The sequence below is a fragment of the Anaerotruncus sp. DFI.9.16 genome (assembly GCF_024461615.1).
In the GTDB taxonomy this organism is placed as follows: Bacteria; Bacillota; Clostridia; order Oscillospirales; family Ruminococcaceae; genus Anaerotruncus; species Anaerotruncus massiliensis.
Window position 1 is genome coordinate 1 of record NZ_JANFZX010000054.1, and the last position, 18835, is coordinate 18835.

At 59.9% G+C, this 18835-nt stretch carries 20 protein-coding genes and 2 tRNA genes; 5 read left to right on the forward strand and 17 right to left on the reverse strand.

Features of this window, described 5'->3' with window-relative positions:
• Positions 1-97: 97 nt before the first annotated feature.
• The 10 genes from NE609_RS14215 to NE609_RS14260 form a co-directional block, all read right to left on the reverse strand.
• Positions 98-295, reverse strand: a complete 198-nt coding sequence (locus NE609_RS14215; RefSeq protein ID WP_256152876.1) for a hypothetical protein — start codon at positions 293-295, stop codon at positions 98-100.
• A gap of 10 nt (positions 296-305) precedes the next feature.
• On the reverse strand, positions 306-1535 hold the full coding sequence (locus NE609_RS14220; RefSeq protein WP_256152877.1) for a hypothetical protein: 1230 nt from the start codon (positions 1533-1535) through the stop codon (positions 306-308).
• Positions 1536-2405, reverse strand: a complete 870-nt coding sequence (locus NE609_RS14225; protein ID WP_256152878.1) for a collagen-like protein — start codon at positions 2403-2405, stop codon at positions 1536-1538.
• 18 nt (positions 2406-2423) lie between these two features.
• Positions 2424-3314 carry a glycine-rich domain-containing protein gene (locus tag NE609_RS14230; protein WP_256152879.1) on the reverse strand — a complete coding sequence of 297 codons (891 nt, stop codon included), beginning with the start codon at positions 3312-3314 and terminating at the stop codon, positions 2424-2426.
• 6 nt (positions 3315-3320) lie between these two features.
• Positions 3321-3548 carry a hypothetical protein gene (locus NE609_RS14235; protein WP_121587736.1) on the reverse strand — a complete coding sequence of 76 codons (228 nt, stop codon included), beginning with the start codon at positions 3546-3548 and terminating at the stop codon, positions 3321-3323.
• Positions 3545-4441: a glycine-rich domain-containing protein gene (locus NE609_RS14240; RefSeq protein ID WP_256152880.1), complete on the reverse strand. Its 897-nt coding sequence runs from the start codon at positions 4439-4441 to the stop codon at positions 3545-3547. Before NE609_RS14240 ends, NE609_RS14235 begins: the two co-directional genes overlap by 4 nt.
• Positions 4442-4445: 4 nt before the next feature.
• On the reverse strand, positions 4446-5444 hold the full coding sequence (locus tag NE609_RS14245) for a collagen-like protein (RefSeq protein WP_256152881.1): 999 nt from the start codon (positions 5442-5444) through the stop codon (positions 4446-4448).
• A 548-nt stretch (positions 5445-5992) separates the two neighbouring features.
• Positions 5993-6475: a hypothetical protein gene (locus NE609_RS14250; RefSeq protein ID WP_256152882.1), complete on the reverse strand. Its 483-nt coding sequence runs from the start codon at positions 6473-6475 to the stop codon at positions 5993-5995.
• 180 nt (positions 6476-6655) lie between these two features.
• A tRNA-Pro gene (locus tag NE609_RS14255) sits at positions 6656-6732 on the reverse strand.
• Between the two features lies 1 nt (position 6733).
• Positions 6734-6807: transfer RNA gene (locus NE609_RS14260), tRNA-Gln, on the reverse strand.
• Positions 6808-7037: 230 nt separating this feature from the next.
• Here NE609_RS14260 and trxA point away from each other — a divergent pair.
• From trxA to NE609_RS14275, 3 genes are all read left to right on the forward strand, one after another.
• Positions 7038-7355, forward strand: coding sequence for a thioredoxin (gene trxA, locus NE609_RS14265; protein ID WP_256152883.1), 318 nt, complete (start codon positions 7038-7040; stop codon positions 7353-7355).
• 85 nt (positions 7356-7440) lie between these two features.
• Positions 7441-8016: a hypothetical protein gene (locus NE609_RS14270; protein ID WP_256152884.1), complete on the forward strand. Its 576-nt coding sequence runs from the start codon at positions 7441-7443 to the stop codon at positions 8014-8016.
• Between the two features lie 213 nt (positions 8017-8229).
• The gene (locus NE609_RS14275) at positions 8230-8430 is read left to right on the forward strand and encodes an alpha/beta-type small acid-soluble spore protein (RefSeq protein ID WP_101549493.1); all 201 of its coding nucleotides are present in this window, start codon (positions 8230-8232) and stop codon (positions 8428-8430) included.
• Positions 8431-8490: 60 nt separating this feature from the next.
• On the opposite strand, the gene NE609_RS14280 is transcribed toward NE609_RS14275, so the two are convergent.
• From NE609_RS14280 to NE609_RS14295, 4 genes are all read right to left on the reverse strand, one after another.
• Positions 8491-10251, reverse strand: coding sequence for an NFACT family protein (locus tag NE609_RS14280; RefSeq protein ID WP_256152885.1), 1761 nt, complete (start codon positions 10249-10251; stop codon positions 8491-8493).
• 68 nt (positions 10252-10319) lie between these two features.
• The gene (locus NE609_RS14285) at positions 10320-11486 is read right to left on the reverse strand and encodes an aminotransferase class I/II-fold pyridoxal phosphate-dependent enzyme (RefSeq protein WP_101549489.1); all 1167 of its coding nucleotides are present in this window, start codon (positions 11484-11486) and stop codon (positions 10320-10322) included.
• Positions 11486-11974, reverse strand: a complete 489-nt coding sequence (locus tag NE609_RS14290) for an Lrp/AsnC family transcriptional regulator (RefSeq protein WP_101549487.1) — start codon at positions 11972-11974, stop codon at positions 11486-11488. The genes NE609_RS14285 and NE609_RS14290 overlap by 1 nt, the downstream gene beginning before the upstream one ends.
• 17 nt (positions 11975-11991) lie before the next feature.
• Positions 11992-12810 (reverse strand): histidinol-phosphatase HisJ family protein, encoded by an 819-nt coding sequence (locus NE609_RS14295; protein WP_256152886.1) that lies wholly within the window; start codon positions 12808-12810, stop codon positions 11992-11994.
• A gap of 181 nt (positions 12811-12991) precedes the next feature.
• Here NE609_RS14295 and NE609_RS14300 point away from each other — a divergent pair, with 181 nt between their 5' ends.
• Both NE609_RS14300 and NE609_RS14305 read left to right on the forward strand, forming a co-directional pair.
• The gene (locus NE609_RS14300) at positions 12992-13261 is read left to right on the forward strand and encodes an ACT domain-containing protein (RefSeq protein ID WP_101549482.1); all 270 of its coding nucleotides are present in this window, start codon (positions 12992-12994) and stop codon (positions 13259-13261) included.
• A gap of 37 nt (positions 13262-13298) precedes the next feature.
• The gene (locus tag NE609_RS14305) at positions 13299-14657 is read left to right on the forward strand and encodes a PFL family protein (RefSeq protein WP_256152887.1); all 1359 of its coding nucleotides are present in this window, start codon (positions 13299-13301) and stop codon (positions 14655-14657) included.
• A gap of 140 nt (positions 14658-14797) precedes the next feature.
• Here NE609_RS14305 and NE609_RS14310 read toward each other — a convergent pair whose 3' ends face one another.
• The 3 genes from NE609_RS14310 to NE609_RS14320 form a co-directional block, all read right to left on the reverse strand.
• Positions 14798-16057 (reverse strand): hypothetical protein, encoded by a 1260-nt coding sequence (locus NE609_RS14310; protein WP_256152888.1) that lies wholly within the window; start codon positions 16055-16057, stop codon positions 14798-14800.
• A gap of 454 nt (positions 16058-16511) precedes the next feature.
• Entirely contained in the window at positions 16512-17408 is an 897-nt protein-coding gene (ispE, locus tag NE609_RS14315; RefSeq protein WP_256152889.1) for a 4-(cytidine 5'-diphospho)-2-C-methyl-D-erythritol kinase, read from the reverse strand.
• A gap of 58 nt (positions 17409-17466) precedes the next feature.
• Positions 17467-18624, reverse strand: coding sequence for a DUF362 domain-containing protein (locus NE609_RS14320; RefSeq protein ID WP_256152890.1), 1158 nt, complete (start codon positions 18622-18624; stop codon positions 17467-17469).
• Between the last annotated feature and the right edge of the window lie 211 nt (positions 18625-18835).

Here is an 18835-nt window from a genome sequence, read left to right on the forward strand (position 1 = left end):
ATTGTTCCCAGGTGCATCCGTCCGTTTTTCGCGGGCTCATATTCTGTCTCCTTTCAAGGGGAGCCGCCCATGGGGACGGCTCCCGGTCAACTTGTCCCTATTCCTGCGGAGCTTCGCCTTCCCCGATGAACGCCTTTACATCGTCTTCGCTGCCGACCAGGTTGTAACGGATTTCTCCGTCCACCTCAATGAACCAAAGAGGCTTGTCCTTTGTCCATCCGAAGGCTTGAATGATCGTTTCCGGAGCGGCGCCGTTTACCGTCTGCGTCCCGTCAAACTCAAAGTATGTATTCATCCTTTTCCCCTCAATTCTCAATCAGCAGATATTTGTCCGTCTGGTTGTTGTCATACTCGCCAATATGGATTTCGATGTCTGCCGCCGCCTCCTGCTGCCCGGCGGTGATCTCCAAAGTACTGCCGTCGGGATTATACAGTGTGATCGGGTCCGGAGCGCTGTATTTCTGCCCCTTAAAAATTTTCCACACCAGAGGGCCGTCCGGTTTTACAGTCAAGTCGTAATCCAACGAGAACAGCCGCTGGCCGTCGCAGTACCACAGCTTTCCATCGCAGTAGTTGCATCCATAGGCCTGCACGGCCGGATAGTTCCCGCTGTTGGAAACCGGGACCGCTCCAAACAGGCTCTCATCGCTGGTCTCTCCCGTGAACAGATCGAAGGTAAAGAGCTTGCTCCCCTGCAGGCCGAATACTTTATCATCCGTCTGCACGATTGTTGCGCTGGAGCCATGGCCGTCCGTGTTTCCGCGCAATTGCGTATAGATCGTTTCTGTTGTATTAAAAACCCCTCCGCTGGGGGACGCGTTTCTGGGGGTGGTAAAGCTCCAAGGCGCTCCGGAAGAACGTCCCATATTGCTGACAAATTTGACTGTATCCTCGTTAAAGTCGATTAAACAGCCTTTCCCCGAATTATTTGATGCTTTGCAGAAATCCGGGTTTCGATTGAGCAATGTCCAAGTATTGGAGGCCACATCATACACAGCTAATTCGTAGCCATTTAAAGCCGTATTGTTAGGATAGTACCGAATAGGAATCGCTGCATAAATCTTGTTATAAGCGCGGTCATAGCGCATGACAGGTAAGATATTCGCCGCTTGATTATAATAATAATTTAATCCATAAGGAGGTGCGCTCAATTTAGTGACCTGCCCGGACTCCAAATCCAACACGCTGAAGAAGAGTGTGTATCCGGATAGCAGGAAGGCTCTCTTATCGACAATGATCTGTACAAAGCGAGTGTTTTCGTCGTAGTTTCCCATCATACGAATGTTGTCCCCTTGCGTTTTGGTGCTACGATGATACGTTAACAGCGCGTTCTTCACCTGAACATATACGGTATCACCCCAAGTCAGCGACATATTGTAGCCGTAGCTGGTCCATCCCGTCAGGTTCATGGTCAGTTCCTGCATAAAACTGGAGGACCGCCCGCTCAGCGTACTGCGCGGAAGTTTCACCTGCTGCATCATATGTCCTACGCCGCTTCCTCCCCGGCTTCCAACAAAATTGCTCCAAGTATCCATTTACATATCCACCTTTCTGATTTCAATCTGTGCAACAAGGTCCGCTGTGGGCGCAGCCTTTAACGCATATGCGGTTGCTGCGCCGTTCTTGTTGCGCAGAATGATCACGCTTCCATCTGCTTCGAGCTGGCTCAGATATGCCGCCGGGAAAGTCATTTCCAAGACGGTCCCGTCAACGATCCGGCTGTCGGAAACGGGCTGTGTCCACCAGCCCTGATCCGGATCTTCCGTCCAGTCCGCCACGCCGAGCGTCACCGTAACGATCCGAGATGCGCCCGGTTCGCCTTTCGGTCCCTGGGGGCCCGCTTCACCGCGCGGTCCTGTTTCTCCTCGCGGGCCCGCAGGTCCGACCGGGCCTTTAACTCCCTGAGGGCCCGCTTTGCCTTCCGGTCCCTGCGGACCGGCTTCGCCCTGTGGACCCTGCGGTCCCTGCAATGCCCCCACGCTTACCCACGCATTCTGATCCGTGGACCAGATATAGATCTCATTCTCCATGGCAGTCCCCACCGCATATGCTTCACCGCTGCCGCCTGTGCCGTGGGCCTGTGAAAGCGCTTCCACGGTAGCAAACAGCCCGAGGATCTTCAGCCCCGCGCCCGGTTCCCCCTGTAGGCCTTCCGGACCGGCGGGCCCCCTGATCCCCTGTGGGCCGGTTTCTCCCTGCGCCCGCTGGTTGGATCTGGAGTAATCCTTCAGCTCCTGATCCCAGATATACCAGTAGCCGTCCGCACCGATGTAAGGCGTCCTGGTCAGATGGCCCACCATCGCGTCCAGCAGCTGGTTATCGCGATTAAAGTCGGCCATATCGGGTTTGTCTGTCTCGACCCACTGGTTTAGACCGGTGTTCGGGAATTTATTTGTACTTGCCATTTTATTCTCCTTTTCGTTTCAATCCGATAAAGTTGCCTGTTTCGCACGATGGTTGCGGATGATGACGATGCCTTGACCGCCAGCACCGCCGGAAGCGGTTTTGCCAAAGCCCCCCGGATAAGCCAAACCAGCGCCCCCGCCGCCTCCGCCATAGTTTCCACCTCCGCCGCCTCCGCCAGCATAGTTAGATACTGCACCCCCGCCTTTTCCGCCTTTCCCGTCAATATTTGACCCGGGGCGTCCAACGCTGTAACGATTGGACGCATCTCCCCCTATACCACCAGATGCACCACCAGCACCTCCTTTTTGATTGCCCGAACCGTTATTGGCGTGGTATCCTCCACCTCCTCCGCCGCCAGCGTAGTCCTCACCGTCAGGCTCGCCGAACTCACGGGTTGTCGTACCTTGACCAGGGTTACCGTCAGAAGCGCCGTCTTTGCCAGAATATCCAGAGTTTGCCGATCCGTTCCCGCCGTTGTTTCCGCCATCACCACCAATATAATTATGAGAACCGAAGCCTCCCTCGATGTAAAAATCAAAAGCATGGGTAACGCCGCCATTTATCCCGGTTTCTCCCCCTGCACCAATTGCGATTTCATACGGGACATCTTTTTCGACCTGAACAAAGTAGGTTCCGGTTAAGCCGCCTCCGCCACCACCGCCAGGTCCTTCTCCGGTTGTGGTGGAACTCTTAGCCCCGCCGCCACCGCCGCCGACGAGAAAGGCGTCGATCATCATGCGGTCCGGGGAAAGCAGCGTGAAAGTGCCCGAGGTCAGAAACCGGATTTTCCAGCCGATGCCCTCTTCGACGATGGTCTCTGACTGACCGGTGTATGTAAACTGCGGCACTTCGATCCACCCTCCGGAGGAGGGTGAACCTCCTCCGGACAAAAAGCAACTTGTCAGCATACTTGATTACCTCCTGAAGATACGTTTCAAAATTCCTTGTGTTTTTACCGTGGAGAGCTCAGTTGGGGACAAAACCTCCGCGCCGTCCCGCCAGAACTTCCCGTCCCGGTACTCGTCCCCGATGCCGACCGGCTTGTCCCCTACCGGCACCGCGTCCGGGAAATCGGATGTGTTGTAGGGCGCGATGACGATCATGTTCACCACCACGCCGTTTTGGATGATTGCGTAATTCATACTGTTTTCTCCTCTCTGTGATTTCGGATGATACAGATGCCTTGTCCGCCTGTACCGCCGGCATCAGCGCCGCCTTCGCTGGCTGCGCCTCCGCCTCCACCGCCATAATTACCACCGCCGCCGCCTTGACGTGTATTCCCGAGAAGAGGCGTTTTCCCTCCAATTGTTGTACTCGAAGAGTCGTTCAATCCGGGCCCCCCACCATTTGCTCCGCCGGAGCCGCCATCCATACTTGCACTGAATCCATCGGCGCTTATGCCACCGCCGCCACCACCGCCCGCGTAATCTTCGCCGCTCAGATCGCTGAATTCACGGGTGGTCGTGCCTTGCCCGCTACCGTCAGACCCTCCGCCGGTAGGATAAACCCTTTCTCCAGATGAACGATAACGTCCGGCCTTTCCACCATTATTTCCACCAGCCCCAGCAGCTCCATTTAAATTCTCTCCATTTCCGGCTTTCCCACCGGCCGCTGCAAATCCGAAGGCGGATGTGCTCCCTCCGTCCGTCCCATTGGCGGATAAGCTACGATCTACTGTTGTTTGCCCTACTCCCCCCGCGCCAATGACAATCTGGTATCCTATGCCCGATTGCACAACCAAAGCCTGTGTGGAGGTATACCCACCACCGCCTCCACCACCAGAATAAAAGTCATGCGTTGTCTTGTAACTCCACGAGCTCCAACTGCCCCCACCGCCACCACCACCGACAAGAAACACGTCGATGTTGAGCGCGTCGGGAGAAATCAATGTAAAGGTGCCGCTCGTTAAAAACTTGATTTTCCAGCCGACGCCCTCCTCGAGGACCGTCTGGTTCTGGCCGGTATACTCGAATTCCGGTAGTTTCAGCGGGTTACTCCCGCCGCCGCTGTCACATGGGAATGCTGTGTTCAACATTCTGTCACCCCACAATCGTAATGAGCACCGGGATATCCATGCCCGGTTTTTCGCCCAGTGCGGATACCGTGACCTGTCCGGCGGTCTGCGCCGTGAGCAGCAGCTTTCCTGCCGCTGCCGCGTCATACTGCTCGGCGGTCGTGGCCGCCGCAAGCCCGATGGTCCCCGGCGTCTCCGCTCCCACGATCTCCGCGACAGCCAATGCCTGCGTATAGGGGGCCGCGTCGCCCATCCAGCCCGCCGCCGTCAGCGTCGCTGTGACGTTCCTCGCCGGGGACGCTTTCCCATTCCAGCCGGACTTTTCCTCCGGACTCACGAACTTGCGCCCATCGGTCTCCGGGATGTCATCCGCCGTCAGGAAAATCGCACCGCCCGCATCAGGCGTTTTCCCATTGATTGCGGCGGGGTCCCCTTTGGGGCCCTTCGGTCCAGTCGGCCCCTGAACGCCTTGTTCCCCTTTCGGCCCCGGTTCACCAGTCGGACCGATCGCACCCTGAGGTCCGGGAACACCCTGCGGGCCCTGTTCGCCCTGCAAGCCCTGCGGACCCTGCAATACGCCGATGTCCTTCCACACGTTTTCGTCAGACCAGATATAGATGCGGTTGCCCGCCGCGGTCCCAACGGCATAGGCGTCGCCCGCCGTACCGCTCGGGTGCGCTTCGGTAAGCGCCGCCGCCGACTCAAAGAGCCCCAGCACCCGGAACCCCGCGCCGGTGTCTCCTTTTTCGCCGGTATCGCCTTTCGGGCCCTGCGGTCCTTGTTCTCCCTTCAGGCCCTGCGGGCCGATTTCACCGCGCGCCTTGGTTTCACTCTTGACATACTCGGCGACGTCGGTGTCCCACACATACCAATAGCCGTCCGTACCGACATAGGGCGTCTTTTTGAGGTGTCCCACAAGCCCGTCGATGATCTCGTTGTCGCGGTTAAAATCCTCCATCACCGGCCGATCGCTTGCCACCCACTGGTTTAAATCCGAATTTGGCAGTTTGTTTGTGCTTGGCATGAAATTTCCTCCCTTTATGCTGTATTGTTTATAGAAACCCGCCATCCCACCCTGAAATTGCTTTTTTCTCTTCACCCCCTCCTAAGCCGCCTCTTCTTAAAAGTTTGCCTTTTTAGGGAACATACGTTCTGTATGCTTACATTGTATCAGTTCGCCCGTCCAATTATCCGGTCTAGCGTGCTAAATTTCGTCTTGACAATTTTCAGGATTTAGGCTTATGGACCAGCGATAAACAAAAAAGCGGCCGGAAGCAAACCTGCTTCGTGCCGCTTACTTTTTAATAAAAAAGGCCATCGGCTCAGACTTGAGTCGATGGCCCTATGGCAAAGGAGTCCTGGCCACGCACGCGGGCGGTCCGCTGTTCCATTCTGTGTCTCTTATCTGTGGACGGTGTCCACAGCATCCCGTACAAATCAAAAAAGACCGCCGACAAAAGTCGGCGGTCTTTTGATGGTCGGAGTGTAATTATAGGACTTGGAGAAACCCTGTCATATCAATAATTTACAGGCAATTAGCAAGCTGCATTTTCGCAAAAACGAGTCATCAAGTTATATGTTTTTTAAATATTGATCTGACGCGTTACATATCAATTTGAAAAGTTTATTGATATATTCCTGTAATTTTATTCTTATGTCATCAGCTATCTGTTGATGTTGATAGGGAAGCATATAGCTTATGTATTCCTCAAACGTGGTATTTAAAGTATCTACCGTCAAAGAAAAATCTTTTAAATATAGTTTGTAGTCACCATAATAATCTAAAAGTCTTCGAATGCTTAGATTGAAATTTCCGAGATACACGCCAAATTGATCGGGACTATTTTGATTTGCTTCCAAATAGTGCCCTAAGCTTCTAAAAGTTTCTTTCGAGTTAAGCAGCAGCGAAAAGAATTCATTGCTTATCTTTCTTTTGACTTCATCTTTATGCTCATCTCGTTTGATTTTTTTCTGAAAAGTTGCCTGTACTAAATATATTATGAGACCGTTAAAAAAAATAGGAATCAACAACAACAACCAATCCTTTAATTCCATACATATCCCCCTTTTTTATATTGTAGCACATTATAAGAAAAATGCTATACAAATCCAGTAAGTCTTAACACTCGATCTTGCATTCGGGTGTAATCATATTTACAGTTAGAATCGTAGCTTCAATCTCACATTGTTACAAACATAGCAAAAGACCGCCGACAAAAGTCAGCGGTCTTTTGATGGTCGAGGTGACAAGACTTGAACTTGCGGCCTCTGCGTCCCGAACGCAGCGCTCTACCAAACTGAGCCACACCTCGATGGCTGCCCGACTAGGATTCGAACCCAGACAAACAGAGTCAGAGTCTGTCGTGCTACCTTTACACAATCGGGCAATATGCACAAGTCACGACTTATATTATATCGCACATCTCGAAAAAGTCAAGTCCTCTGCCGATATTTTTGGAAAAATGTTGGTGCATGGCGGGGAACGGATTGGGAAAGATACGACGGAAGGACATTTTCAAAAAACACCGTCCCGTGGGGAAAATGTCCGCAAAAGACTTGATGAGAATTTTGATCCGTGTATAATAGGGATAAGAAAACAATCTGGGAGGCTTTATAGATGTCTGTGGTTCATTTTTCAAAGGATACCTTCGATACCGAAGCGCTCGGCGCCGCCGGACCCGTGCTGGTTGATTTTTGGGCGCCGTGGTGCGGTCCCTGCAAGATGCTCGGCCCCATTATCGAACAGCTCGGAGAAGAGATGGACGGCAAGGCCGTCATCGGCAAGGTGGATATCGACGAGGAGCCCGATCTCGCGGCCCGCTACGGCGTCATGTCCATCCCCACCGTCATCCTCTTCAAAAACGGCGAGGAGGCGGCCCGCATGGTCGGCCTCCAGTCCAAACAGGCGCTTGTCCGGATGATCGAAGAGGCGTAACCCCGTAAAGTTTTTTTAAATCCCCCGCTCGGCGGGGGATTTTCTTTTCCCCCGAGGGGAAACTATCCGCAGAATACAAAATTTTGTGGATTGGCGGGTGGTGCCGATGGTGGTCGTCACTGCGGGCGACCCCGGCAGGCGTCTGCGGGAGCTGCTGCGCACAGGCGGCGCGCTTTCGATGCTCTGCGCGGATACCGACAGGGCCGCGTTCTCAGGGGACGGCCCCGATATCGTCTTTCTCTCCCAGCGGGCCTTTTACCAGATCGCGTGTGAAAACGCCGCGTTCATCGTCCGCAGGAAGGGCGAGCTGCCGCGGGAGTTCTCCTGTAAAAACGCCGTCGCGATCATCGACAGCGCCGACCCCGCGGTGCTTTCCGCCGTGGCCGGACGCAGGCTCCCCGCCGTCACCTGCGGGCTCGGCACCTCCGACACCCTCACCCTCTCCTCCTTCACGGTGGACAGCGCGGTGATCTCCCTCCAGCGCCAGCTCACCGCCTTCGACGGGACCCCGGTGGAGCCCTTTGAACTGCCCGTCTCCTTCTCGGGAAAGCTCGAACCGTTCGAGCTGCTGGCCGCCGCCGCGATCTTCTGCCTCATGGGAAAGCAGAATCCGCTGGCCGCCGCGCCCCTCTGGCGCATTCCGCCCGGCCCGCGGCCTTAAAAACAGACGCATGGCGTCTGTTTTTGCATATCCGCCCCAGGGGGCGGATATGCGAGCAAGGCCGCGGCCCAGGCCGGGGCGCGCCTCCTGCAAAAAGCGGCGGAATCTGGATTGCCGCGCAGGATTTGGCAGTTATAATCATTCCGTACGCGCTCATACTATTACTGCAAACGCGAAACATTCTTCAGAAAAATTTAAGGAGTGTATTTTAACATGTCTAACAATTCTTCCAACAATCCTGTTGTCCCGCAGGCTCGTGAAGCCCTCGATAAGTTTAAGATGGAAGCTGCCCGCGAAGTCGGCGTCAACCTCAAGCAGGGCTACAACGGCGACCTGACCTCCCGTGAAGCCGGTTCTGTCGGCGGCCAGATGGTCAAAAAGATGATCGAAGCGTACGAGAACTCCATGAAGTAAGTTTCCCCTTTTGGGTATGAAAAACGGACAGGCAGCCGCCTGTCCGTTTTTTGTCGTCTTTTACCGGCCCTGCAAAAGCCGCGCCGCCAGCTCGAGGTCGGGCGCGACCACGGCGGTCTGGTAGGGCTCGTAGAGCACGAGTCCCGGCTTGCCCGCCGGGTGCTTGCGCACGTTGCGGATTTCGGTGTAGTCGACCGCCACCTTGCCCGATTCCCGCGCCTTGGAATTGCAGGCCGCGATGACCGCCGCCTGTTCAATCGTGCGGTCGGGAGGCGTTTTCCCCTCCGTCACGACCACCACATGGGAGCCGGGGATCTTCTGGGTGTGCAGCCAGAGGTCGCCGTTGCGGCTGTCCTTCAGGGTGAGCCGGTCGTTTTGCAGGTTGTTGCGCCCGCAGAGGATGGTGAACCCGTCGTCCGAACGGTATTTGAGCGGCGGGAGCTTCTCCTCCTTCATGCCGCGTCTGGGGGCGCGGCGGATATAGCCCTGCCCGGCCAGCTCGTCGCGGATGGCGTTCAGCTCGCTTTCGAGCGAGGCGCGCGCCAGTTCGTCGAACACCGTGTCGAAATAGCCGAGCTCCGCCTCCCCCTGCGCGATCAGCGCGCGCAGCTTCTTTTCGGCGGTGTCCGCCTTGCGGTAGCGCGCGTAGTAACGCTGGGCGTTCTGGCTCGGGGTCAGCATCGGGTCAAGCGGAATCCTGACCTTCGGCGCGCCCTCCTCGTAATAGTTTTCCAGCTCCGCGAAGGGCGTCCCCTTTTCGAGCGCGTAGAGGTTTGAGTTGATGAGGTCGCCGTAGATTTTCAGCGTCTCCCGCTCGGTCGACGCCCGCAGCTCCTCCCGCTGGGCGGCCAGCTTGCGCGCCGTCCGGTCGCTGAGGTTGACCAGCAGCTTCAGGAGGTCCGCGCCCCGCTGATGCATCCGGTCGATGCGGTCCCGCTCGCTGTAAAAGCTGTCGAGCAACGCGCTGTAGCTGTCGTATTCCCGGCAGACGAGGGCGTGCCCGTACTGGTTCAGGTCGAGGTAGGAGAAGTCCTTGGGCTTTCCCGTGCCGTCGACGAGCATTGTCGGGCGCGCGCCGCCGGAATTCAGCCGGTCGGAGAGCTGGGCGAGGTAGAATTTAAGCCGCGTCTCCCGTTCGCCGTCCAACTGGGAGACGAGCGTCTCCTCCCCGCGCGCCGCGTTGTGGGCGATCTCGCGGCAGACGAGCGGGCTCATCCCTTCGAGCGCGCCGAGCAGCGCCTTGGAGAGCTCGGCGTCCTTCCCCGCGCGCAGCCGCGCGACGATTTCGGACGGGGCCGCCGTGTAGATGTTCAGCCGGTCCTGTGCCGGCACATGGGTATACGCCATGCCGGGCAGCACCGGGCGCACGCTGCTCATCTCGTCGCTCACCCGCTTGATCGCGTCGACGACGCGCCCGTCGGGCCCGACGAGGATGATGTTGCTGTGCCGCCCCATGATTTCGACGGCAAGCGTCAAAACGACCCGGTCGCCCAGCTCGTTCGCCGTTTCAAAATGCAGGTGCAGCACGCGGTCGAGCCCCGCCTGGGTGATGCTGACGAGCTTCGCGCCGGTCAGGTGCTTGCGCATCAGCATGCAGAACATCGGCGGGGATTTGGGGTTGTCCTGCGGCAGGGTGGTAAAATGCAGCCGCGGGTTGGAGGCCGACGCGGAGACGAGCAGCTTGTGGTTGCCCGCCTGCGCGCGCATGGCGATGACGATCGTCTCGCGCGCGGGCTGGTGGATCTTGTCCACCCGTCCGCCGACGATCCGGTCCTCGATCTCCCGCTTGAGCTGGCTTAAAAAGACGCCGTCCAACGGCATGGTCCTCACGCTCCAATTTCAAAAAGAAACTTCCGCCCGCTCCATAGCGGGCGGAAGATGTGGTTGGGTTACAGGGTTTTGAGGAACCGCTCGATCCGTTTGAGCGCCTCCAGTAAATGATTGACCGAATAGGAGTAGGAAATGCGCACGAAGCCCTCCCCGCTTTCGCCGAACGCGTCGCCGGGGATGACCGCCACATGCTCGGCGGCCAGCAGCTTTTCGCAGAATTCGCCGCTTGCCATGCCGGTCTCCCGGATGCTCGGGAAGACGTAGAACGCGCCCTCCGGCTCAAAGCAGCGCAGGCCCATCCGGTTGAGCCCGTCCACCAGCAGGCGGCGGCGCATGTCGTAGGAATCGCGCATCTCCTCGATGTCGCCGTCGCAGTTTTTGAGCGCCTCAACGGCGGCGTACTGGCTCGTCGTGGGCGCGCACATGATCGCGAACTGGTGCACCTTGGTCATCTGGGCGATCACGGGGGCCGGGCCCACCGCGTAGCCGAGCCGCCAGCCGGTCATCGCGTAGCTCTTGGAAAAGCCGTTGACGATGACCGTGCGCTCCTTCATCCCGTCGATCTCCGCGAACGACACGTGGCGTTCGCCGCCGTAGGTGAGCTCGGCATAGATTTCGTCGGACAGCACCATGATGTCGGTGCCGCGCAGCACCTCGGCGACCGCCTCCAGATGCTCCCGCCGCATGATCCCGCCCGTGGGGTTGTTGGGGAAGGGCAGCACGAGCAGCTTGGTTTTCGGCGTGATCGCGGCGCGCAGCGCCTCGGGCGTCAGGCGGAAGCCGTCCTCCGGCTTTGTGGCGATCGGCACCGGAACGCCGTCGGTCAGCGCGGTGATCGGGGTGTAGCAGACGAAGGAGGGCTCCACCACGAGCACCTCGTCGCCCGGGTTCACCAGCGTGCGGATGGCAAGGTCGATCGCCTCCGAGCCGCCCACCGTGACGAGCACCTCCGTCTTCGCGTCGTACTCGAGGGTGAAGCGGCGGCGCAGGTAGCCGGCGATCTCCTTTTTGAGGGGCGCGAGTCCGGAATTCGCGGTGTACCAGGTGTGTCCGCGCTCGAGGCTCTCAATGCCCGCGCGCCGGATGCTCCAGGGGGTCTTGAAGTCCGGTTCCCCCACGCCCAGCGAGATCACGTCGTCCATCTCGGCCGCGATGTCGAAAAAGCGGCGGATGCCCGACGGCTTCAGCGCGACGGCGCGGCGGGACAGGATTTTGTCGTAGTCCATCACAGGGAGGTTACCTCCCTCTCGTCCTTGACATCGTCGACCATGAGCAGCCCGCGCTCCTTATACTTTTTCAGCACAAAGTGGGTGCTCGTCGACTGGACGGGTTCGAGCGGCGCGAGCCGGTGCGCCACGAAGAGGGCGATGTCCTTGAAGGTCTTGCCGCTGATCGTGAGCGCCAGGTCGTAGCCGCCGCTCATCAGGTAGCAGGTCTCCACCTCGCGGAACTGGGAGATCGTGTAGGCGATCTCCTCAAAGCCCATGCTGCCCTTGGGGATCACCTTGATCTCGATGCGCGCGGACACGAGGTTGCGGTCGGTCTTGTCCCAGTCGATCAGCGCCTTGTAGCCCTTGATGATGCCTTCCTTTTCGAGCGAGGCGACCGCGGACGCGACCTCCTCTTCCCGCGCGCCCAGCATCGCCGCCAGCTGCGCGTTGGTCAGCTTCGCGTCCTCCGCGATCAGTTTCAGCAATTTTTCGGTGTCCAGCATGGTACCCAACTCCTTTGTCAGATGATTTTAAAGGGAAGCGGCTGGCGCTCCTTATAAAATGTGAAGGCCGTAAAGCCCGTGTCGATCAGCATTTGCATGCCTGCGGCGATCCCGTCGCCGATCCGGTCCGCCGCGTGCGCGTCGGAGCCGAGGGTGATGTATTCGCCGCCCAGCTCGCGGTAGCGCTTGACGTACTTGAGCGGCGGCATCGTGTCCCCGAGCTTCTGCCAGAGGCCGGAGGTGTTGATCTCGATGGCGCGGCCGTTGCGCGCGGTCGTCTTCAAAATCGCGTCGATGATGTCGTCGTACCGGGAGAGGTTGACCGGGATCTTGTGCTCGCCGGTAAGGTAGCGCACCGGGTAGGTCAGGTGCCCGAGCACGTCGAACTTGTCGAGCTTCGCCACGTCGAGCAGGTAGCGGAAGTACCACTCGAGGTAACGGTCGATGTCCCGGGGGCTCCAGTCGCCGAAGTCGCAGTAGTAGATGTCCTCCCCCTGCACCGTGTTGTGCTGGGAGACCATCACCATGTCGAACTTGAAGGAGGCGAGCACCTTGTCGGTCAGCGCCGGGTCATAGAGCACATCGCCCAGCTCGACGCCCGCCATGACGGCCAGCTTGCCGTTGAAGACCCGGCGCGCCTTGGCCGCCTCGAACACCGACTGCCGGATGCGCAGCTCGTACTTTTCCTGCGCCCAGGTGCGCAGCTCGCAGTGGTCGGTGACGCAGATGCCGGAAATATCCTTTTCCACCGCCTTTTCGCACATAAACATGATCGAGTGGTGGCCGTCGTTCGAGTTGTCCGAATGGGTATGGCTGTCGAATAGATTGATGAACATGAAACCCCCTCGCTTCCGTCGCGGCCCTTCCCCGGGCCGGATGATCGTAAAAACATTTTAATTAAGATAGTATAGCACAAATGCCCGAATTAGTATAGCATTTTTGTAAATTCTGTGCTATACTATCTTATCGTTTAAAAGCTCCGGGCACGCCCGGGAGATTTTTGGGAGGTACGACGATATGCGTGCTGTTTTAACCGTCATCGGCAAGGACCATGTGGGCATCCTTTCCAAAGTCGCCAACCAATGCGCCGAATCCAACGCCAACATCATCGAGGTCACCCAGACCGTCCTGCAGGACCTCTTCTGCATGATCATGATGATCGACATCTCCGAGGTCAACTGCGAGATGTCCGAGCTTGTCTACCAGATGAACCGCCTCGGCGAGGAATCCGGCCTTTCGATCCACGTCATGCACGAGGACGTCTTCAACTCGATGCACAGAATTTAAGGCGCTTCGGGGCCATCGACGAAGGAGAACCACTGCTATGATCAACACCAGCGACGTCCTTGAGACGATCCACATGATCCAGGACCAGAACCTGGATATCCGCACCATCACGATGGGCATTTCCCTGCTCGACTGCGCGGACGGGGACCTCTCCCGCTCCTGTGAGAAGGTCTACCAAAAGATCACCCGCTGCGCCCGCGACCTCGTCAAAACGGGCGAGGCGCTCGAGATGGAGTACGGCGTCCCCATCATCAACAAGCGCATCTCCGTCACCCCCATCGCCATGCTCGCGGCCGCGAGCGGCGGCGACCCGGTGCAGTACGCGCTCGCTCTCGAGCGCGCCGCCTGCGAGGTGGGGGTCAACTTCATCGGCGGTTTTTCCGCCCTCGTCCACAAGGGCTTCGCCGCCGGGGACGAGGCGCTGATCAACGCCATCCCCGAGGCGCTCAAGCGCACCGACCACGTCTGCTCGTCGGTCAACATCGGCTCCACCAAGACGGGCATCAACCTCGACGCGGTGCGGATGATGGGCCGGGTGGTCCGGCGCTGCGCCGAGATCACCGCCGACAACAACTGCTTTGCTGCGGCGAAGCTCGTCGTCTTCTGCAACGCGCCGGAGGATAACCCCTTCATGGCGGGCGCCTTCCACGGCGCGGGCGAGCCCGACTGCGTCATCAACGTGGGCGTCTCCGGCCCCGGCGTCGTGCGCGCCGCGCTGGCCGCCGCCCCCGACGACCTCGACATCACCGGCGTGGCCGAGCTCATCAAAAAGACCGCCTTCAAAATCACCCGCATGGGCCAGCTCATCGGCACCGAAGCGAGCCGCCGGCTCGGCGTGCCGTTCGGCATCGTCGACCTCTCCCTCGCGCCGACCCCCGCCGTGGGCGATTCGGTCGCGCACATCATCGAGGAGATCGGCATCGAGAAATGCGGCGGCTGCGGCACCACCGCCGCCCTCGCTCTCTTAAACGACGCGGTCAAAAAGGGCGGCGTCATGGCCTCCTCGTCGGTCGGCGGGCTGTCGGGCGCGTTCATCCCCGTCTCGGAGGACGCCGGCATGATCGACGCGGCCCGCTGCGGCGCGCTCTCGATCGAAAAGCTCGAGGCGATGACCGCCGTCTGCTCGGTCGGCCTCGACATGATCGCCATCCCCGGCGACACCCCCGCCGAGGTGATCGCCGCCATCATCGCAGACGAGGCCGCCATCGGCATGGTCAACTCCAAGACCACCGCCGTGCGCGTCATCCCCGCCGTCGGCCGCAAGGCCGGCGAGGAGCTCGAATTCGGCGGGCTTTTCGGCAGCGGGCCGATCATGAAGGTCAACACCTTCTCCCCCGCACGCTTCATCAACCGCGGCGGGCGCATCCCCGCGCCGCTCCAGAGCCTCAAAAACTGACAGGCAGGCAATCCCCGCCCGGATATCAAAACGTCCCGCCTTTTAGCGGGGCGTTTTTGCGCCGCGCGGGGAAAAGGGCCGCCGGTTTTCCGGCGGCCCTTTTCAGGATGATGAGAGAGATGTTAGGGGGTTGTCAAATTTTATTTCGCGGCCTTGCGGAAGGCGACCGCGCCCGCGGCGGAGAGGGACAGGACGGCGGCCAGCACCGCGACGTTCACCATGTCGCTCGAGCCGGTGTTCGGGATGTCCTTGCCGTCGCTGACGGTGGAGTCGGCGGTGGCGTCGTCTTCCACGTCTTCAATGTCCCCGTCGTCAGAGGCATAGACGTCGAGCTCGGTGTCCGAGACGATGTAGGTGCCCAGCTGGCGGGTGCGGATCGACCAGCCCGGGATCTCCTGATCGTCCTCCGAGTAGGTGAAGGAGGCGGTCACGTCGGTCAGGTAGCCGTCGGAATCCAGCGTGTAGATGTAGCAGCTCTCCGGATCGGGGGTGTAATCGTCGTCGTCATCCCACGGGATGCCCAGCGTCAGGGTCGCCTTGGAGGTCGCCGGGACGGTCGGGCTGCCGACAAAGTTGTAGAACCACAGGTCGGCGTCGACGGGGTCGCCGTACTCGGCGTAGACGTCGCTCATGTTGGAGGTGGACAGGCGCGCGTAGAACTTGGAGGCGTCGTCGTCCGCGTCAAATTTGAGGGCCGCGCGGTCGTCGCCCCAGATCAGGGTGTTGGTGTCGTTCGCGTCGGGGTCCATGTAGACGCGGTCGCCGACGTCCGGGTTGTCGTCGTTTGTGGCCTTCTCGTTGCTAACCCAGAAGGTGTAGTCAATCGTGACGGTGTCGCCCGACTCCCAGGTGTCGGTCGAGTCGTCCACGTAGGAGGCGGGCTTGCTGCTCTTGCCGCTGTAGCTCGAGAGGTCGGCCTTCGCCTTGAAGGTGATCGTGCCGTCCGTCTTCATCTCGTCGGTGTCGGTCATGTCGTTGAGCACGACCTTCAGGTAGGAGGTGCGCGCGCTGCCCGCCAGCCGCTTGTCGGTCACGACGGTGATTGAGCTGATCAGCTTGGAGTTGGTGTCCTTGTCGAGCTTGAATTTGAAATAGTCGGTGTTGGTGATATCCTCGTACACGACGCCGCCCACATTGTCGGTCGGGTCCTCAAAGAGCGGGATATAGAAGGTGGAGCCGGGGGCCACGCGGTCGGGGATCGAGACCGCCAGCGTACCGTCGATCGCGAAGGAGCCGCTGACGGTGATGTCGCCGTTGCCGCTTTCTCCGACGTCCTCGGAATAGCAGCCGTCGGAATCATAGGCTTTCTCGAGGGAGAAGCTGTCCGCCGCGAACGCCGCGACCGAGGCGGCGCTCAGGACGAGCACCGCGGAAAGCAAGAGGGATAGCGCTTTTTTCATGTTGGTTTGTCCTCCTTAAAAAATCGGTTTTGATCGGGACGCGTCCATCCGCATCCACTGGAAAGATTGTACGTCCCGTTTGTGTTACCGGTTTGTAACCACTGTGTTTTTTCCCTGAAATCGCCGTGAAATTTCCCACACATTTTTCCGGCGTGACAGCGAAAGGGCCGCCGGTTCGCGGCGGCCCTTTCGCTGGAGGGATTGGAAAAAACTGATTTTACTGCGCACGCGCGCAGCGGAGGAAAACCTCTGAAAAGCCGGCGGCTTTCCCTGCCGGCATGAAGAGCATACCGCGCCTGTGTGTGCCTTTTTTCGGCGCGGTGTGAAGAAACGCTGAAATTCCGATGAAATTTTGCGCACAAAACCGGCCGCATCCCGGCGCGCCCGAGCCCTCTAAAACGCCGCAAACCGTTTTCCCGCGAAAAAAGCCGCCTTGTCAGGCGGCTTTTCGGCTTCAGGACTCCCGGTCCAACAAATCGAGGACGACCGCCCCGTAGGTGACCGCGCGGGAGAGGAAAACCGCTTCCGCGTGGGAATAGAGCCGGCGCATGCAGTGCTTGGCGGGACCGCGGTCCTCGAAGATGCCGAACACCGCCGAGCCGCTCCCGCTCATCAGCGCGCCGAGCGCGCCCGCCTCGCACATCCGCTCCCGCAGGAAGGGGATCTCGGGCAGGTCGGCGACCTCTTCGAGGACGTTGACCATCCCCTGGGCAAACGCCCTGAGCTCCCCCGCCTCGAGCTGGCGGAGCAGCGCGGCCATATCGGGGCGGCGCTTCACGCCGCGCTCGTCGTAGCGGCGGTAGCTCTCGGGGGTGGACATCCCCGGGCCGGGCTTGGCAATGAGGATATGGCAGGCGGGCAGGGGCGGCAGCGGGGTGAACTCGTTGCCGATCCCCCGCGCGCGCCGGGTGCCGCCCACGATGCAGAAGGGCACGTCCGCGCCCACCTGCACACCGATTTCACAGAGGGTCCCGCGGTCCGCGCCCGTCCCGAAGAGGGCGTTGAGCCCCACGAGCACCCCGGCCGCGTCCGCGCTGCCCCCCGCGAGGCCCGCCTGCACCGGAATCCGCTTTTGAATATCGATCGAGATGGCCGTGTCCGGCTGGCCGAACCGCTCGAAAAACTTCCGTGCCGCGATGTGGGCGTAGTTCGTCTCGTCGCAGGGAATCATCTGCCGGTCGCAGGATATGTAGATGCCCTTCCCGGACATGCGGGAGATCGTCACCGTATCGCACAGGTCGACCGCCTGCATGATCGTATCGATTGTGTGATAGCCGTCGGGGCGTTTTCCCGTGACGTCCAAGGTAAGGTTCACCTTGCCGGGCGCGTCGACAATCACCGTTTTCTTCATCGCCATCACCTGCCGTTTTTTCTATTGTAACACACTCTTTCTCTTTTTGGGAACCCCTTCAGCGGCCCTTGCTCAAAAACCGGAAGACGGGCACCGACCGGATATCGATCGCCCTGACCGGGCACATCTCATGGCAGCAGAAGCAGCGGATGCATTTTGCGTAGTCGATCTTCGCCTTGCCGCCCGTCACCGTGATCGTCTTTGCCGGGCAGCTCTCGGCGCACCTGCCGCAGCCGACGCAGTCCCGTTCCCGCACCTTCGGACGCGGGGCGAGGCGCGGCTCCAGCCAGTCGACCGCCTTTGCAAGCGGCCCCGGCAGGCTCCCGCTGAAATTGAGCTTTTTGCTCGCGGGCATGAGGAAATCTTCGATCACCGGCGGCAGCGGGTCCCCGAGCAGTTCCACGCCGGAGACGCCGTCCGGGCAGAGGCCGCGCCGCACCGCTTCCGCGAGCATGGGCACCCGGTCGGGGCCGAGCCCGATCAGCCCCGCCAATATGAGGTCGAGCGCGTAGAGGCCGTCGTATTTCGCGGCGGCGGTCAGTCCCACATGCCGACGCCTGCCGCCGGTGGGGCCGTCCCCCTCCATCGCGTCGACCGCGTCGGCGACGGTCAGGCCCGGCTTCACGAGCACCGAGAGGTCGACGAGCATCCGCGCGAACTGCTCCCCGTCCGGGAAACGGTAGTGGAGCTGGGGCTTCAAAAGTCCCGGCACACAGCCGAAAAGGTTCTTGACCCCGCAGGAGAGGGTGGTCATGCAGTGGGTCTTGAGCTTGCAGCAGTTGACCACGAAATCCGCGTCCGCGACCGGGTCGATGACGTCGAAGTCGCGGCAGAGGGCCCCCTCCGCGACATGCACGTTCCGTGAGCCCGCCGACAGGTTGAGCGATGCGCCCGTGCGTCCGGCCACCGCCGCCATCCCCGTCGCCTCATAGGCGGCGGAGAGGATCTGCGGGGTGTAGAGCCCGCCCGGGCTGTCCGCGATCGTGATCCGCCGCGCCCCGCGCGCCTGAAGCTGGCGGACGACCGCCTCGATCACCGCCGGATGGGTCGTGGCGGTGCGTTCAGGCGGGCAGCGCATAATCAGGTTCGGCTTGACCGTCACCCGCGCGTCAGGCGAAAACGCCTCCACTCCGAGCAGCTCAAAGTGGCGGGCAACCGCCCGCTCCACCTCCGCAGGGTCGTAGCTTTCCGTTTTGATCAGGGATACCTGTGGCATGATCTTCTCCTTTTTTGCCGCTCAGGGAGCGGCGCAGATGGGGATTGCCGGTCCCGCCCCGGCCTGGGCTTTCTTGGGTTTTCCGCCCGAGGGCCGGAGGGCTTTTTCGCGCCTCGTAGAGGCGCTCTGAATGAGCCGCCTTCGGCGGCGGGGATTGCCGGGTCCCGCCCCGGCAGGCGGGCCGACTTCTTGCGCGCCCAAGAAGTCGGCG